The sequence below is a fragment of the Pseudonocardia sp. ICBG1034 genome, from assembly GCF_020131375.1.
GTDB lineage: Bacteria > Actinomycetota > Actinomycetes > Mycobacteriales > Pseudonocardiaceae > Pseudonocardia > Pseudonocardia alni.
In genome coordinates this window covers 362,259-377,988 of sequence record NZ_JAHLEK010000021.1, presented here as the reverse complement: position 1 = coordinate 377,988, position 15,730 = coordinate 362,259, and the positions used below count along the sequence as shown (strand labels likewise).

Sequence of the window (15,730 nt, the reverse complement as noted above, 5' to 3'; positions counted from 1 at the left end):
GCCGACGCTACGTCCGCCGCGGCGGGAGCTCAGGCGGGGACCGGGGCCAGACCCAGCTCCCGTGCCAGCTCCGGCGTCGGATGCACCGGGACGGGCCCGTAGGCGTTGTCCCGGGCCGAGCGCCGCCGCACGGGGGGCAGGCGCATCAGCAGCCGGACGATCGCGGGCGGGGCGATGGTGCGGCCGCGCTCGCGGGCCCGTGCGACGCCCCGCTCGACGCGGACCTGTCGGCTCTGCACGGACACGATCGCGGGCTCCCGCTCGGCCTGGACCGCGGCGAGCGTCGCGGTGCCGACCGTGCCCGCCCGCAGCGCGGGCACCAGGTGGTTCGCCGCGGCGAGCGCGTCCTGCAGGGCCATCAGGATCCCGTTGCCGCCGACGGGGGAGATGACGTGCGCGGCGTCGCCGATCAGCAGCAGCCCCGGTCGGTGCCAGTCCGGGACCCGGGAGATGTCGACCGACAGGAGCGTCGCCTGGTTGAGGTCGGTGAGCATCCCTACCCGGCCGGCCAGCCACGGCACCAGCCCGGCGACCTCGCGGCGCACGTGCTCCACCCCGGCCTCGCGCAGCGCCGGATAGCCGCCCTTGGGCAGCGACAGGCCGACCTGCCAGCGGTCCTCGCCGCCGAGCAGGCCGACGTAGCTGCGGGTGCCGAGGAACAGGTCGACGGCGGCGTCGGGCGGGTCGTCGTCGTGGCGGGGCAGGGCGAACCACAGCAGGTCGGTGGTGGCCCCCTGGGACTCCGCGGTCAGGCCGGCGAGGGTGCGCAGGCGGGAGAACCGGCCGTCGGCGGCGACGACCAGCCCGGCGTCGATCCGCTCTCCGGACCGCAGGGTCACCCCGCGGACGGGGTCGTCGGCGGTGCCCGCGCCGAGCAGGCCGTTCACCGCGGCGCCGGTGCGCAGCTCGAAGGTCGGCAGGGTCGCCGCCTCGGCGGCGAGGAAGTCGAGGAACCGGGCCTGCGGCATGAGCGCGACGTAGTCGTAGGGGGTGTCGAGCAGGCCGTAGTCGGTGGTGGTGACCGTCCCGCGACCGGTGCGGAAGCGGAACCGCCGGGCCGGGACGTGCGGCTGCTCCAGCAGGCGTCCGGCGAGCCCGAGCCGGTCGAACAGCTCGAGCGTCCACGGGTGCAGGGAGTCGCCGCGGAAGTCGCGGTCGAAGTCCCGGTGGCGTTCGAGCAGCGTCACCGGCAGGCCCGCCCGGGCCAGCAGGTAGGCGAGCAGCATGCCGCCGGGGCCACCGCCCGCGACGATCGTCCGTTCCGCGGTCACCCGGCGATGTTAACTCGCCGAGCGAGTGTCTTGCCCATCGAGAGAGTTGAACTGGGGGAGCGGTCGGCGGCACAGGAAGGTGCGGGCGGGCGGCGGGTTGCGCCACTCCGTCGCGGTCTCCACGACCTCGTCGAAGTGGGTGTCGAGCAGGTCGCGCAGCACCCGCACCCGGTTCGGCAGTGCCATCCAGGTGATGATCATGCTCATCACCCCGCCCGGGACCAGCCGGCGCGCGATCGTGCCCATGACCTGCAGGCGCAGGGTCTGCGGGAACACCGCCCACGGCAGGGTCGAGACGAACGCGTCGACCTCGGTGATACCGGCCTCGTCGAGGATCCGGTCCAGGTCGGCGACGTCGCCCTGCACGACCTCCAGCCACGGCTTGTGCCGGCGCAGGTGCGCGACCAGCTCGGAGTCGATCTCGATCGCGAGGTAGCGCGCGTGCGGCCCGAGCCGCTCGCGGATCGGCTCGGCGAGCACCCCCGGTCCGGCGCCGAGCTCGACGACGACGCCGTTCGTCCCGCGCGGGACGACGGCGGCGAGCTGGCGGCACAGTCGCCGTCCGGTGAGGAACGGGGTCGCGAGCTGGTCCATCTTCGAGAACGAGCGTTTGAGGAAGACGGCGTGGTCGGGTCGGCCCATGCGGTACATCGTGGCCGTTCGCGCGGTCCCGGTCATGTCCGGGCGATCCGGGTCACCCGGCGACGGGCGTGTGTCGGTCGGTGTCGTTCCTGTCGAGCGAGCGCCGAGGGGCTTCCGTACACGCTGTAGCCACCGTATACAGAGCACATGGCACCGGAAGGCCCGCTGGTCGACGCCCTGCGTCGCGCGATCGTGGAAGGCGTGTACCCGCCCGGCCACCGGCTGGTGCAGGAGGAGCTGGCGGACCGCTACGGCGTCAGCCGCATCCCGCTGCGGGAGGCGCTGCGCACCCTGGTCGGCGAGGGCCTGCTGCGCAGCGAGGCCGGCCGCGGCACCTTCGTCACCGAGCTGGACCTGGCCGAGATCGACGAGATCTACGACCTGCGGCGCATGGTCGAGCCGAGCTTCGCCCCGCACGTCGCGGACCGGGTGTCCCGGCGCGACGTCGCGCGGTTCGACGGCATGGCCGGCGACATGGACCAGGTCGCCCGGACCGGCGCCGCCGAGTGGTCCCGCACCAACCTGGCCTTCCACCTCGACATGTACCGGCTCGCCCGGCTGCCGCTGCGCTACGAGCTGATCTCCCAGCTCTACCACCGCCTGGAGCCCTACTCCCGGTTCTACGTGCACGGCACCGGCGCCTACGAGCGCGTGCAGGACGAGCACCGGGGCATGGTGCAGGCACTGGCCGACGGCGACGCCGACGAGCTCGGCCGTCTCGTGCTGGCCCACATCGACGGCGGCCAGGAGGGCCTGCACGCGGCCTGGTCGGCCGACCGGGGCGAGCTGTCCGCGTTCTGGGCGGCACGGGAGGCGAGGTGCGACATCGACCTCCTCGGCCGGCTCCGGCCCGGGGATCCCCTGCGTCTGGACGCCATCGTGTCCGGCCGCGACACCGAAGGATGAGAGGTACCCCAGTGTCCGCACCGACCACGGAAACCCCCGCGATCGTCACGTCCGTCCGCCCGCCGTTCCACCTGGCGATCCCGGTGGACGACATCGAGGCGGCCCGGGAGTTCTACGGCACGCTGCTCGGCTTCGGCCGCGGCCGCTCCGCCGAGCGCTGGACGGACTGGAACGTCGCCGGGCACCAGGTCGTCACCCACCAGGTCGGCGAGCCGTCGGACACCCCGCGCGCCGGTGTGGCCGGGACCAACCCCGTCGACGGCCACGACGTGCCGGTCCCGCACTTCGGCCTGGTCCTGAGCGTCCCGGAGTTCCGCGCGCTGGCCGAGCGGCTCACCGCCGCGGGCACCGACTTCGTCATCGAGCCCTACGTGCGGTTCGAGGGCGAGCCGGGGGAGCAGTGGACGATGTTCTTCCTCGACCCCGCGGGCAACGCGCTGGAGTTCAAGGCCTTCGCCGACCCGGAGCAGCTCTTCGCCGTCTGAGCCGTACCCGGTCGCGGCCCGTCCCCGGACGGCCCGCGGCCGGGGTCATCGGCGGGATGCCGCCGCCCCCCGCTCAGGACGCGCGGGCGGGGGACGGGGCCGCGGGGAACAGCGCCGCGACCCGTGCTGCCGAGGCACGGGCCCGCGCCGTCGTCCCCAGCACGCCGAGCACCACGACCACCACCGTCAGCGGCGTCACGACCGCCCACGCCGTCGCGACCCCGGCGGCGGTGCTCGCCGCGGTGGCGACCACGGTCCCGCTGACCGCGACGCCGAACGACTGCCCGGCCTGCCTGCTCGTCGAGGCCACCGCGGCGGCGACCCCGGCCCGCTCCGGCGGCATCCCGTTGACCGCGGTGTTCGTGATCGGCGGGTTGAGCAGGGCGAACCCGCAGCCGAACACCCCGTGCGCGAGCAGGATCAGCCACAGCGGCGTCGTCGGGGAGAGCTGGGAGAAGGTGAGCGCGACCAGCACCATCGCGCTCCCGCCCAGGACCAGCGGCAGGCGTGCCCCGCGGGCGGCGACCATCCGCCCGGACAGCGGCGCGACCACCGTGGTGGCGACGGCGGCCGGCAGCAGGGTCAGCCCGGCCTGCAGCGCACCGAGCCCGCGGACGTCCTGCAGGTAGAGCGCGGACAGGAACAGCAGCGAGCCGAACGCGGCGAACGCGCAGACCGCGATCACCGTCGCCGAGGCGAACGGGGCGCTCCGGAAGAACCGCAGTTCCACCAGCGGTTCGGGGTGGCGCCGCTCCCAGACGACCAGGGACACCAGCGCGACGACGGCCAGCACCGCCAGCCCGAGCACCCCCGCCGACGACCAGCCCAGCCGCGGCCCCTCGATCACCGCCGCCACCGTCGACCCGAGCAGCGCCACCACGAGGAGCTGACCCACCGGGTCGGCCCGCCGCGGACGGGCGGCCCGCGACTCCGGGACGAGCCGGGCCGTCAGGACCCAGGCCGCCAGCACGACGGGGATGTTCACCCAGAAGATCGCCCGCCAGCCGACGCTGTCCACGAGCAGCCCGCCGAGCACCGGGCCGACGCCCAGCGAGATGCCGACCATCGCGCCCCACACCCCGATCGCGCGGGCCCGCTCCCGGACGTCGGTGAAGACGTTGGTGATGATCGACATGGCGACCGGGTTGAGCATCGCGCCGCCGAGCGCCTGGACCACCCGTGCCCCGATCAGCCAGCCGACCGTCGGGGCCAGGCTGCACAGCAGCGACCCGATCCCGAACAGGACGAGCCCGGTCTGGAAGACGCGGCGGCGCCCGACCCGGTCGGCCGTCGCACCGGCCAGCATCAGGAAGCAGGCCAGGACGACGGTGTAGGCGTCGACGGTCCACTGCAGCTCGGTGATCGAGGCGCGCAGGTCGGTGACCAGCGCGGGCAGCGCCACGTTGATGATCGTGACGTCCATCGAGACGACGAGGATGCTCGTGCACAGCACGGCCAGGATCAGCAGCCGGTGCCGGCGTCCGGCGGGACCGGCCGGTACGACGACGTCGTTCCCCACGACATCTCCTTGTCCGGAGCTAACGAAACTGGGACGACGATAACCCGGGAACGACGACGGCCGCCCTCCCGTGTGAGGAGGACGGCCGTGGCGGTGCGCCGTCAGGGACTTGAACCCCGAACCCGCTGGTTAAGAGCCAGCTGCTCTGCCAATTGAGCTAACGGCGCATGTGTTCAGTTGTGGCACTGCGTGCGCCGTCAGGGACTCGAACCCCGAACCCGCTGGTTAAGAGCCAGCTGCTCTGCCAATTGAGCTAACGGCGCCTGTGGAGTTGTCGTGCCTCGCCCACGCACGGAAGATCGATCCCGGACGTGCGGTGGGATCGATCGCCGAGGCGGCGACCGGGTGAGTGACGGGACTTGAACCCGCGGCCCCCTGGACCACAACCAGGTGCTCTACCAACTGAGCTACACCCACCATGCGTTCTCCCGGGCACTCCCGGAAGCGCTGAACCACTGTAGCCCGCCCGCTCCAGGGGGTGTCAGGCGGGGGTCGTACCACCCTCCGGGGGTGCCGCGACGTGCGCGACCGCGGCCGCCGCGGCCTGCGCCTGCTCGGTCGTCGGACCGGGCGGGGCCACGAACAGCGCCTGCCGGTAGTAGGCCAGCTCGCGGATCGACTCGCGGATGTCGGCGAGCGCGCGGTGCGCGAGGCCCTTCTCCGGCTTCGCGTAGAACACCCGCGGGAACCAGCGCCGCGCCAGCTCCTTCACCGAGCTGACGTCGATCATCCGGTAGTGCAGGTAACCGTCGAGCTCGGTCATGTCCCGGGCGATGAAGCCACGGTCGGTCGCGATGGAGTTGCCGGCCAGCGGCGCGGAGCGGGCGTCCGGGACGTGGGTGCGGACGTAGTCGAGCACCATCTTCTCGGCCTGCTCGATCGTGACCGTCGCGCGCCGGACCTCCTCGGTCAGCCCGGACCGGGCGTGCATGTCGCGCACGACGTCGGGCATCGCGTCGAGCTTCGCGTCGTCACAGGCGATCACCACGTCGACGCCCTCGCCGAGGATGTTGAGGTCGCCGTCGGTGACCAGTGCCGCGATCTCGATCAGGGCGTCGGAGCCCAGATCCAGCCCGGTCATCTCGCAGTCGATCCACACCAGCCGATCGGTCATCGCCACAGCCTAGGTGACGTCGTCGCGACCGGCGCGAGCCTCGGCCGTCACCGTCGGGGGAGTGCCCTAGGCTCGCGCCGTGGCTGACGACACACCTGCCCGCACCATCGCCGCCGGATACGCCACCGAGGGGGCCGCGCTCGAGCTCGGCGCCGTCCTGGTCGACGGGGTGTGCGACCCGCAGGCACGGGTCCGGATCCCGCTCGCGACGCTGAACCGGCACGGCCTGGTGGCCGGGGCGACCGGCACCGGCAAGACCAAGACCCTGCAGGCCCTGGCCGGGCAGCTGTCCGACGCCGGGGTCCCGGTCCTGCTCGCCGACGTCAAGGGCGACCTGTCCGGCATGGCCCGTGCGGGCGAGCCGAACGACAAGGTCACCGCCCGCGCGACCGACACCGGCGACGACTGGGTCCCGACCGCGTACCCGGTGCAGTTCCTGTCGCTGGGCGACGGCGGCGTCGCCGTACCGGTGCGGGCGACGCTGACCCAGTTCGGCCCGATCCTGCTGGCCAAGGTGCTCGGCCTCAACGCCACCCAGGAGTCCACCCTCGGCCTGATCTTCCACTGGGCCGACCAGCGCGGGCTGCCGCTGCTCGACACCAAGGACCTGCGCGCGGTCATCCAGCACCTCACCTCCGACCAGGGCAAGGCCGACCTCAAGGGCATCGGCGGGGTCTCCCCGGCGACGGCCGGGGTCATCCTGCGCGCGCTGGTCAACCTGGAGGCCCAGGGCGGCGAGGAGTTCTTCGGCGAGCCCGAGTTCGACCCCGCCGACCTGATGCGTCAGATCGACGGCAAGGGCGTCGTCACCCTGCTGGAGCTGGCCGAACGCGCCGCGAACCCGGTGCTGTTCTCCACGTTCCTGATGTGGCTGCTCGCCGAGCTGTACGAGGAGTTGCCCGAGGCGGGCGACCTCGACCGGCCCAAGCTGGTGTTCTTCTTCGACGAGGCCCATCTGCTGTTCACCGATGCCTCGAAGGCGTTCCTCGACCGCATCGAGCAGACCGTCAAGCTCATCCGGTCCAAGGGCGTCGGCGTCTTCTTCTGCACCCAGCTGCCCACCGACGTGCCGAACGAGGTGCTGTCCCAGCTGGGCGCGCGGATCCAGCACGCGCTGCGGGCCTTCACCCCGGACGACCAGAAGGCGCTGTCGCGCACGGTGCGGACCTACCCGAAGTCCGACGTCTACGACCTGGAGTCGGCGCTGACCTCGCTGGGCACCGGTGAGGCGGTCGTCACGGTGCTGTCCGAGCGCGGCGCGCCCACCCCGGTCGCCTGGACCCGGCTGCGGGCCCCGCGCTCGCTGATGGCGGCCCTGCCGGTCGACGACGTCCGCGCCGACGCCGCCGCCTCACCGCTGCAGGCGAAGTACGGCCAGATGGTGGACCGCGAGTCCGCCTACGAGAAGCTCACCGCGAGCATCGCGGCCGGGCCGGGCGGCGAGGCGACGCCGGTCGAGGCGCCCCCGGCCCCCGCCCCGGAACCGGGCCAGGCCCCGCCGCCCCCGCCGCAGGACTCGCCGGGCGGCGGGTTCTTCTCCACGATCGGGGACTTCCTGCAGTCGCCGACCGGTCGTCAGCTCACCAACACGGTGACCCGCGAGATCACCCGCAGCCTGTTCGGGACCCGCCGGCGTCGTTGACCCACGGGTCAGGCCCGGAACGGGGCGACCGCGTCCGGGGTCACCGCGGCCATCAGCGCGACGGCGTCGGCGGGGTCGAGGTCCAGCACCTGCACCGCCCCGCCGCCCGCGGCGGTGGTCGCCTCCAGCGTCAGCACCCCGGCGCGGCGCTGGAACAGGCTCTGCCGCACCCGCCATCCGATGACGCCGTCGCGGCGCAGCGCGGTCGTCGTGCGCAGCAGCGACCCGTGCCGGGCGACGAGGTAGCGCTCGTCGAGCCGGTGCCCCAGGGCGCGGTAGCGGTCCAGCGCGAGCGGTACGGCCACCACGACCAGCGCAACGCCGACGACGACCGGCCAGACCGCGGCGTCGAACCAGGCGACCACCCCGAGGGCGACGGCCGGGACGAGCGCGGGGCCGACCGCGCGCACCAGGCGCCGGGTCCGGGCCCGCGCCGGGTGCGCCCGCAGCGGGCCGTCGGTGACCGGGCCGGTCGCGCGTGCGGCCGTCGCGGCGACGGCGTGGGCGTGCGCGCGGCGCACCGGCGGGCCGAGGGCGCCACCGCCGGAGTCCTTGTCCTCCCCGGCGAGCCCGACGGTCAGCGCCCCGGCCTGGGCACCGCCGCCCAGGGCACGCACCAGCAGCGGCTCGGACACCGTCACCCCGCGCAGCCGCTGCTCGGACACCGACAGCGACCGCTTGGTCAGCAGGCCGCGTCGCACCCGCAGCGTGCCGTCGGGCTCGCGGCTGAGCCGGTAGTCCCACCAGCGCTCCACGAACAGCACGATGCTGCCGGCGACCATGACCAGCAGCAGGAGCCCGACCGCGACGAGCGCCGTCGCCCAGACCGGTGCGGCCGACAGCTCCCCGGCGACGGCGTCCGCGCCGGGCAGCGAGCGCGGGTCGAGGCCGGTCTCGTTGAGCACGTTCCAGCCGGCGCCGGCCAGCGCACCGATCGCGGCCAGCGAGCTGACCGTCAGCGGGGCGAAGCGCAGCGAGGACCAGTGGATCCGGTCGAGCTCCTCGCCCGCGGGGTCGACGGGAACCGCCGGCCCTGCGGTCCCGTCGCCGGCGGCCGCGTCCCCGTCGGCACCGTTGCCGTCGGCGCCGTCCTCCTCGACCCGGGCCCGGTCCGCCCCGGCCCCGCCGGCGACCGCGGCCGGTCCGCGTGCCGGGGCGGGGCGGGCGAGCAGCTCGCGGCGCAGCCGTTCGGCCTCGTCGGTGGTGACGGCGTCGAGGTCGAGGCCCGCGTCCGACCCGCTCTGCCCGGAGCCGACCTTCACCACCGACAGCCCGACGAGCCGGTGCAGCAGCGGTGCGGTCAGGTCGACGGTGCGGATCCGGTCCCGCGGCACCGAGCGGCGCTGCCGGTTCAGCAGGCCGCTGTGCAGCTCGACGCGCTCGTCGGTGATCCGGTAGCGGGTGGTGCGCCAGCGCACGACGCCCACCGCGACCGCGACGACGACCGCCGCCCCCGCGATCCAGACCTGGGTGGAGTTGCCGCTGCCCGCGCCGAACAGGACCAGCACGACCAGCGCGGGGGCCAGCCGCAGCAGCGCGGTGGCCGGGCCGACGAGCAGCATCCGGCCCGGCAGCCGTCGCCAACCGACCTCGTCGGGGGTCGTGCCGGTGCCGTCCGCGGGTGCGACGGGTGCGGGCTCGGTCACGTCGCGTCCCCGCTGTGCCGCCCGGTCGTCTCGGTGAGCCGGCGGGCGAGCTCGGCGGCGGCGTCGGCGTCGAGCCCGGCGATGCGGACCGGGCCGCGGGCCGACGCGGTCGTGACGGTCACCGTCGCCAGGCGCAGCGCCTGCTGCAGCGGGCCGTGCTCGGTGTCGACGGTCTGCACCCGCGGGATCGGCGCGATCCGCCACTCCCGCACCAGCCAGCCCGACCGGGTGTAGACGGCGTCCTCGGTCACCTCCCAGCGGTGCAGCCGGTACCGCAGACCGGGCACGACGAGCGTCCCGACCAGCAGCCACAGCACCGTCAGCACCACGGTCGCGATCAGCACCCCGTGCCACGGGACCGCGGGGAGCAGGAACCACGCGACGACCTGGCCGGCGAGCAGCACGAGCGGGACCGGCACCGCCGAGAGCCGCCACCACCAGATCGCGCGGGGGTCGACCCGGTTCGCGGGTGGGCGCAACGGGAGCGGCAGCGCGTCGGTCGGGATCCCGGGTCCGGGGTCGCCGGTGCGGGGGCCGGTGGCGGTCATGGTCCCACTCTGCCGAACGGCACCCGGCGGGAGCATCCGAGCACGCCGTCGGAGATCCCACTGTGGCCGAAAGAGGGGCGCGGCCGACAGAGGGTGCCGCCGAGTGGGCACACCCCGAGCGTCCGGGATCCGGGTCCGGGTACGTGGTGTGCCACTCGGCGGGCGAGGACGGTCAGTGGGCCGGCGCGGACAGGTCGTAGACCGTGGTGCCGTCGACGGTCGTCGCGGTGTAGTGCTGCGCGACCCAGGCGGTGATCTCCGCCCCGGTGCCGCCGCGGCCACCGCCGGGACCACCTCGCCCGCCGCCGCTGACGAAGTACCGGACGTCGCCCTGCGCGACGTACTGCCGGAACCGGTCCAGGGTGGGGTAGGGGTCGCTGCCGGAGAAGCCGCCGATCGCCATGACGGCGGTGTCCCCGCCCGCGGCGAGCATCATCGACGCCGCGCCCTGCGAGCCGACGGTCGCCGCGGCCCAGCGGGCCGGACCCGCGTCCCGCAGCAGCGCGACGACCTGCGCGCCGGTCCGCTCGGTCCCCGGACCGCCGCCGGACGTCCCGCCCGGCCCACCCGCGCCGCCCTGCCCGGTTCTGCTCGGCCCGGTTCCGCCCTGCCACGCAGCGCCCTGCCCGGTACCGGCCGGGAGTCCGCCGCCAGCCGACGGGTCGGCACCGGCCGGGGTTCCGGTACCACCGGGAGCTGCCGCTACCGGGGCCCCGGTGCCGTCGGGAGCTGCCGCCGCCGGGGCCCCGGGAGCGCCGGCAGCCGCCGCGCCGGTCCCGTCCAGGCCCCGGTCCCGGTCGCCCCGCCGGTCGCGGAACCCGCCCGGGCCCCGGTCGCCGCCGGCGACCTCCGGCCCGGCGGTCGGGATGGAGCCCTCGTGCGGGGTCGCCACGGTCTGGACCGCGTAGGCCGCGGGGGCGGCGACCCCGCTCAGGACCGCGACGCCGAGTGCCACGGCGAGCCACCGCCGTCCGCGGGCGGGGACCAGCAGGGCCGCGCCGGCCACGACACCCGCCACCAGCACCACCCAGCGCAGCCAGGGCAGGAACTGCGGCGACCAGCCGAGCATCACGAACGCCCACACCGCGGTCCCGGCGACGGCGACGGCGAGCACCCCGCGGACCCACCGGGCGTCCCGGTGCCCGAGCAGCTCGCGACCGCCGACCGCGACCAGCGCCGCGATCCCGGGCGCCAGCGCGACCGTGTAGTAGGGGTGGACGATCCCCTCCATGAACGACAGCACCAGCACCGTCACCAGCGTCCAGCCGCCCCACACGAGCAGCGAGCCGCGGACGGCGTCGGTGCGCACCGCGCGGCCGCGCACCACCAGCGCTGCGACGAGCAGCAGCAGCGCGGCCGGGAGCAGCCAGGAGATCTGGGTGCCGAACGACGTCTCGAACATCCGCAGGAACCCGGCCTGACCGCCGAAGCTCCCACCACCCGGACCGCCCGGCGGCATGCCGCCACCGGCGGGGGCGCCACCCGGGAACGCACCGGCCGCGGCGTCGCCCACGGTGTCACGGCCGCGGCCGCCCTCGCCGCCGACGATCCGGCCCAGCCCGTTGTAGCCGAAGGCCAGGCCGAGCGGGGTGTCGTCGCCGGACCCGCCGATGTACGGGCGGGCGTCGACCGGCCACAGCGCGACGGCGAGCAGCCACCAGCCGGCGCCGACGACGATCCCGGCACCGCCGACGAGCAGCTGCCAGACCCGTCGCCACGGACGGCCGGGTGCGGCCCACAGCCAGGCCAGGACCAGACCGGGCAGCACCAGGAACGCCTGCAGCGACTTGGTCAGGAACGCGAACCCGAGCACCAGCCCGACCGCGGCGATCCACCGGGTCCGGCCGTCCTCCAGGCCCCGCACCAGCAGGTACGCCGCCGCGACGAGCAGCAGCGTCAGCAGCGCGTCGGGGTTGTCGAAGCGGAACATCAGCGCCGCGACGGGCGTGAGCGCCAGCAGCGCCCCGGCGAGCAGCCCGGCGCCGTGCCCGGACACCCGGCGCACCGCGGCGTACAGCAGCCCGACCGCGGCGACGCCCATCAGCGCCTGCGGCACCAGCAGGCTCCAGGACGAGAACCCGAAGATCCGTGCGGAGATCTCCATCGGCCACAGTGACGCGGGCGGCTTGTCGACGGTGATCGCGTTCGCCGGGTCGAGGGAGCCGAAGAAGAACGCCGTCCAGTCGTCCGCCCCGGCCTGCACCGCGGCGGCGTAGAAGGAGTTGGCCCAGCCCGAGGCGCCCAGGTTCCACAGGTAGAACGCGCCCGTCGCGACGAGCAGCGCGGCGACGGAGACGGGCCGGGGCCAGCGGTGCGGCCCGCCGGACGGGGGCGGGGGAGCGTCGGACCGGGTGGGGAACCGGTCGAGGGTGCTGGTCATGCGGCGGTCGCCTTCTCGAGCGGTGCGGTGGTGGACCGGGTGCGGAACACCCAGGAGCGGAACAGGACGAAGCGCAGCACCGTCGCGACCAGGTTGGCCCCGACGATCACCGCGGCCTCGACGGCCAGGTGCGCGCCGGGTGCGACGGCGCCGAGCACGGCGAGGGCGCCGGTGGTCAGGACGAGGCCGAGCGCGAACACGATCAGCCCCTGGAACTGGTGGGTGACCGCGCGGTCCCGGCCACGGACCCCGAAGGTGAACCGCCGGTTCAGCGCGGTGTTGGCGACCGCGCAGACCAGCAGCGCGACGACGTTCGCCGCGATCGGCCCGAGCATCCCGCGCAGCGCGAGGAACAGCAGCAGGTTCGCCACCGTCGACGCGACGCCGATCGCGGCGAAGCGGGCCAGCTGGAACGGCATCGCCCGGGGCACCCCGGGCACCTCCGGCGGGGCCAGCGGCGCCCGCCCGAGCTGCGCGCGGACCTCGGCGAGCGGCAGCGCACCCGTCGCCAGTGCCCGGCCGACCCGCCACACGCCCTTCAGGTCCGCGACGGCCGTCGCCACGATGTCCACGCTGGAGTCCGGGTCGTCGACCCAGTCGACGGGCACCTCGTGGATGCGCAGACCGGACCGCTCGGCCAGTACCAGCAGCTCGGTGTCGAAGAACCAGCCGGTGTCCTCGACCAGCGGCAGCAGCCGCCGGGCCACGTCGGAGCGGATCGCCTTGAACCCGCACTGGGCGTCGGAGAAGCGCGCCGAGAGCGCGCCGCGCAGGATCAGGTTGTAGCTGCGCGAGATGAACTCCCGCTTCGGGCCGCGCACCACCCGCGAGCCGCGACCCAGCCGGGTCCCGATCGCGAGGTCGGAGTGCCCGGACACGAGCGGGGCGACGAGCGGGAGCAACGCGCCGAGGTCGGTGGACAGGTCGACGTCGCAGTAGGCGAGGACATCGGCGTCGGAGTCCGACCAGACCCGGCGCAGGGCGCGGCCGCGGCCCTTCTGCTCCAGGCGCACCGTGCGGACCTCGGGGATCTCGGCGGCCAGCCGACCGGCGATCACCGGGGTGGCGTCGGTGCTGGCGTTGTCGGCGACCGTGATCCGGAAGGAGTAGGGGAACCCGGAGGTGAGGAACGCGTGCAGGCGCCGCACCGAGGACTCCAGGTCGCGCTCCTCGTCGAAGACGGGGACGACGATGTCGAGCACGGTCCGGCCGCGGTCGGACGGACGCGCCTCGGGGTGGCCCGGGTGGGTGCCGGTGGCGGGGCCGGCGACGACTGTGGTCATGGGATCGACGATCGGGGCCTGCGCTGTCGCGGCCGTGTGATCGACCTGTGCGTCGGCTGTGAGCCGGTCGGCCGCCCGCCGGGTCACGACGCGCTCAGGTCGTGGAGGGTGACGCCGTCGACGGTGCGGGCCGGGAACGTCGCCGCGACCCACTCGGCGATGAGGCGCGCGTCGTCGCTGCCGCCTGAGGCGGTGGAGATCATGTCGCTGCCCGCGGAGCCGATGAACCAGTGGATCCGGTGCTGCGCCACCATCTGCCGGAACTGCGCGAGCGTCGGGTAGGGGTCGGTGCCGTTGAACCCGCCGACGGCGAGCACCGGTGCCCCCGAGGCGAGCTGGTAGCCCGCCGCCTGCATGGAGCTCACCGTGGCCGCGGCCCAGGTGAAGTCGTCCGCGTCCGCCGCGATCAACCCCGTGAGCTGCGACGACGGCGTGGGGGCGCTGAGGATGCCGCCCGGGCCGCCGCCGCGCCCGCCGGCACCGCCCGGCCCCCGGGTGGGTCCGCCACCGGCCCACCGGCCGCCCGGCCCGCCCGCCGTCGCGGCACCCGGTGCGCCCGCGGCCCCGCCGGTCCCGGCCGAGCCCGCAGCCGGTCCGCCCCCGGCCGCGCCCGGTGCCCCGACGGCCCCACCGGTGACGGTTCCGGCCGGGCCGGATGCGCCACCCGGGGCGCCGGACCCGGGACCGGCCCACGGCCCGCGCATCCCGCCGGGGCCACCCCGGCCCCCGCCCGGTCCGGACGCGTAGCCCTCCGGCCCGGAGCTCGGGATCGCGCCTGTGTGCGGGGTCGCCGCCGTCGCCAGCGCCCAGGCCGTCGTCCCACCGGCCCCCGCCAGCAGCGCCGCGGTGAGCACCCCGGTGGCCAGCACCCGCGACATCCGGTGCACCCCGAGCAGGGCGAGCGCCGCGCCGAGCCCGACGACGAGCACCGCCGGGCGCAGCCACCCGAGCCAGGCCGCGGGCAGCAGCGCGTACGCCCACACCGCCGTCGCCGCGACCGCCGCGGCCAGCCACCAGCGGGCGGCCGCGGACGCACGGTCCCGCCACAGCGTCGCCCCGCCGATCCCGACCAGCGCGGCGACCGCCGGGGCCAGCGCGACGGTGTAGTAGCTGTGCACGATCCCGGCCATCAGGCTGAACGTCAGCCCGGTGACCAGCAACCAGCCGCCCCACAGCACGGTCGCCGCACGCAGCGGGTCGGTGCGCGGTGCCCGCCGGGTCCACCACAGCAGGACCCCGAGCAGCACCAGCGCCGCGGGCAGCAGCCAGGACGCCTCCCGGCCCATCTCCGACCCGAACAGCCGCAGCAGCCCGGTCTCGCCCCAGCCACCGGCGCGTCCGCCCGCGCCGCCGCCGACGGAGCCGACCTCGTCGCCGGTGAGCCGGCCGAAGCCGTTGTAGCCGAAGACCAGCTCCAGCACGCTGTCGCCCTGGGAGCCGCCGATCCAGGGCCGGTCCGCGGCCGGCCACAGCTCCACGACGAGCACCCACCAGCCCGCCGAGACCAGCAGCGCGGCACCGGCGGCGAGCAGCGCCCGGATCCGCGGCCACCAGGCGAGCGGGGCGGCGAGCAGCCACACGGCGGAGAACGCCGGCAGCACCAGGAACGCCTGCAGCATCTTGGTGAGGAAGCCGTAGCCGACCAGGAGGCCGACGAGTACCAGCCACCGGGTGCGGCCCTGCTCGACCGCCCGGGTGAGGGCGTAGGCGGCGCCGGTCAGGACGAGCACGAGCATCGCGTCGGGGTTGTCGAAGCGGAACATCAGCACCGCGACCGGGGTGAGCGCGAGCGTGGCCCCGGCGACCAGCCCGGCCCCCGGCCCGGCTACGCGCCGGACCGCGGCGTGCAGCAACGCGACCGCGCCGACGCCCATCAGCGCCTGCGGCACCAGCACGCTCCAGCTCGACAGTCCGAACAGCCGCACCGCCAGCCCGATCGGCCACAGCGCCCCCGGCGCCTTGTCGACGGTGATCCCGCCGGCGGCGTCGGAGGCGCCGAAGAACCACGCCGACCAGCTCTGCCCGCCCGCCTGCGCGGCCGCCGCGTAGAACGCGTTGGCCCAGCCCGAGGCCGACAGCCCCCACAGGTACAGCGCGGCCGTCGCGGCGAGCAGCACCGCGAGCGGCAGGTGCCGCCACCGGCGGGTCGGCGGCGGAGACGGTGCGGGGGCGGGCCGGGGCCGGGACAGGGTGCTCGTCACCCGGGCGACGCTGCTCCGCCGCGCTGTGCGGAACCGGTGATCGACCTGTGAACCACCTGTGCCGGTCACCCCCGGTCCGTCGATCAGTACCTG

The 15,730-nt window shown here is 75.3% G+C and carries 12 protein-coding genes and 3 tRNA genes; 3 read left to right on the top strand and 12 right to left on the bottom strand.

Translation table 11 applies throughout. The annotated features are described in order from the left end of the window. Positions 1 to 29: 29 nt before the first annotated feature. Both KPF22_RS23340 and KPF22_RS23335 read right to left on the bottom strand, forming a co-directional pair. Entirely contained in the window at positions 30 to 1,271 is a 1,242-nt protein-coding gene (locus tag KPF22_RS23340) for an FAD-dependent oxidoreductase (RefSeq protein ID WP_224403287.1), read from the bottom strand. A gap of 9 nt (positions 1,272 to 1,280) precedes the next feature. After that, complete coding sequence (locus tag KPF22_RS23335; protein WP_224403286.1) at positions 1,281 to 1,913, bottom strand: class I SAM-dependent methyltransferase; 633 nt, start codon at positions 1,911 to 1,913, stop codon at positions 1,281 to 1,283. Between the two features lie 147 nt (positions 1,914 to 2,060). Here KPF22_RS23335 and KPF22_RS23330 point away from each other — a divergent pair, with 147 nt between their 5' ends. Together KPF22_RS23330 and KPF22_RS23325 are read left to right on the top strand one after the other, a co-directional pair. Then, on the top strand, positions 2,061 to 2,819 hold the full coding sequence (locus KPF22_RS23330; RefSeq protein ID WP_208821357.1) for a GntR family transcriptional regulator: 759 nt from the start codon (positions 2,061 to 2,063) through the stop codon (positions 2,817 to 2,819). 11 nt (positions 2,820 to 2,830) lie between these two features. Next, complete coding sequence (locus tag KPF22_RS23325) at positions 2,831 to 3,304, top strand: VOC family protein (RefSeq protein ID WP_224403285.1); 474 nt, start codon at positions 2,831 to 2,833, stop codon at positions 3,302 to 3,304. Positions 3,305 to 3,377: 73 nt separating this feature from the next. On the opposite strand, the gene KPF22_RS23320 is transcribed toward KPF22_RS23325, so the two are convergent. From KPF22_RS23320 to orn, 5 genes are all read right to left on the bottom strand, one after another. Continuing rightward, positions 3,378 to 4,823, bottom strand: a complete 1,446-nt coding sequence (locus KPF22_RS23320) for an MFS transporter (protein ID WP_224403284.1) — start codon at positions 4,821 to 4,823, stop codon at positions 3,378 to 3,380. A gap of 94 nt (positions 4,824 to 4,917) precedes the next feature. Further along, a tRNA-Lys gene (locus tag KPF22_RS23315) sits at positions 4,918 to 4,990 on the bottom strand. A gap of 23 nt (positions 4,991 to 5,013) precedes the next feature. Further along, positions 5,014 to 5,086 (bottom strand) — tRNA-Lys (locus tag KPF22_RS23310). Positions 5,087 to 5,167: 81 nt separating this feature from the next. Further along, positions 5,168 to 5,240 (bottom strand) — tRNA-His (locus KPF22_RS23305). Positions 5,241 to 5,304: 64 nt separating this feature from the next. Continuing rightward, on the bottom strand, positions 5,305 to 5,937 hold the full coding sequence (gene orn, locus KPF22_RS23300; protein ID WP_208821361.1) for an oligoribonuclease: 633 nt from the start codon (positions 5,935 to 5,937) through the stop codon (positions 5,305 to 5,307). Between the two features lie 79 nt (positions 5,938 to 6,016). On the opposite strand from orn, the gene KPF22_RS23295 reads away from it, so the two are divergent. Then, entirely contained in the window at positions 6,017 to 7,579 is a 1,563-nt protein-coding gene (locus KPF22_RS23295; RefSeq protein ID WP_208821363.1) for a helicase HerA-like domain-containing protein, read from the top strand. Positions 7,580 to 7,587: 8 nt separating this feature from the next. Here the strand turns inward: KPF22_RS23295 and KPF22_RS23290 are convergent, their stop codons facing one another. From KPF22_RS23290 to KPF22_RS23270, 5 genes are all read right to left on the bottom strand, one after another. Next, positions 7,588 to 9,225 carry a PH domain-containing protein gene (locus KPF22_RS23290; RefSeq protein WP_208821365.1) on the bottom strand — a complete coding sequence of 546 codons (1,638 nt, stop codon included), beginning with the start codon at positions 9,223 to 9,225 and terminating at the stop codon, positions 7,588 to 7,590. Continuing rightward, positions 9,222 to 9,773 (bottom strand): PH domain-containing protein, encoded by a 552-nt coding sequence (locus KPF22_RS23285; RefSeq protein ID WP_208821367.1) that lies wholly within the window; start codon positions 9,771 to 9,773, stop codon positions 9,222 to 9,224. The genes KPF22_RS23290 and KPF22_RS23285 overlap by 4 nt, the downstream gene beginning before the upstream one ends. A gap of 172 nt (positions 9,774 to 9,945) precedes the next feature. Next, positions 9,946 to 12,153, bottom strand: coding sequence for a glycosyltransferase family 39 protein (locus tag KPF22_RS23280; protein WP_224403283.1), 2,208 nt, complete (start codon positions 12,151 to 12,153; stop codon positions 9,946 to 9,948). Continuing rightward, positions 12,150 to 13,436, bottom strand: a complete 1,287-nt coding sequence (locus KPF22_RS23275) for a bifunctional glycosyltransferase family 2/GtrA family protein (RefSeq protein WP_208821371.1) — start codon at positions 13,434 to 13,436, stop codon at positions 12,150 to 12,152. Before KPF22_RS23275 ends, KPF22_RS23280 begins: the two co-directional genes overlap by 4 nt. 83 nt (positions 13,437 to 13,519) lie before the next feature. After that, a complete protein-coding gene (locus KPF22_RS23270; protein ID WP_224403282.1) occupies positions 13,520 to 15,637 on the bottom strand; it encodes a glycosyltransferase family 39 protein in 2,118 nt (705 codons plus the stop codon). Positions 15,638 to 15,730: the final 93 nt, after the last annotated feature.

Coding starts and splice junctions, on each gene's coding strand:
- KPF22_RS23335 (WP_224403286.1), bottom strand. CDS start 1,913: ATGGGCCGACCCGACCACGCCGTCTTCCTCAAACGCTCGTTCTCGAAG.
- KPF22_RS23330 (WP_208821357.1), top strand. CDS start 2,061: ATGGCACCGGAAGGCCCGCTGGTCGACGCCCTGCGTCGCGCGATCGTG.
- orn (WP_208821361.1), bottom strand. CDS start 5,937: ATGACCGATCGGCTGGTGTGGATCGACTGCGAGATGACCGGGCTGGAT.
- KPF22_RS23285 (WP_208821367.1), bottom strand. CDS start 9,773: ATGACCGCCACCGGCCCCCGCACCGGCGACCCCGGACCCGGGATCCCG.
- KPF22_RS23280 (WP_224403283.1), bottom strand. CDS start 12,153: ATGACCAGCACCCTCGACCGGTTCCCCACCCGGTCCGACGCTCCCCCG.
- KPF22_RS23275 (WP_208821371.1), bottom strand. CDS start 13,436: ATGACCACAGTCGTCGCCGGCCCCGCCACCGGCACCCACCCGGGCCAC.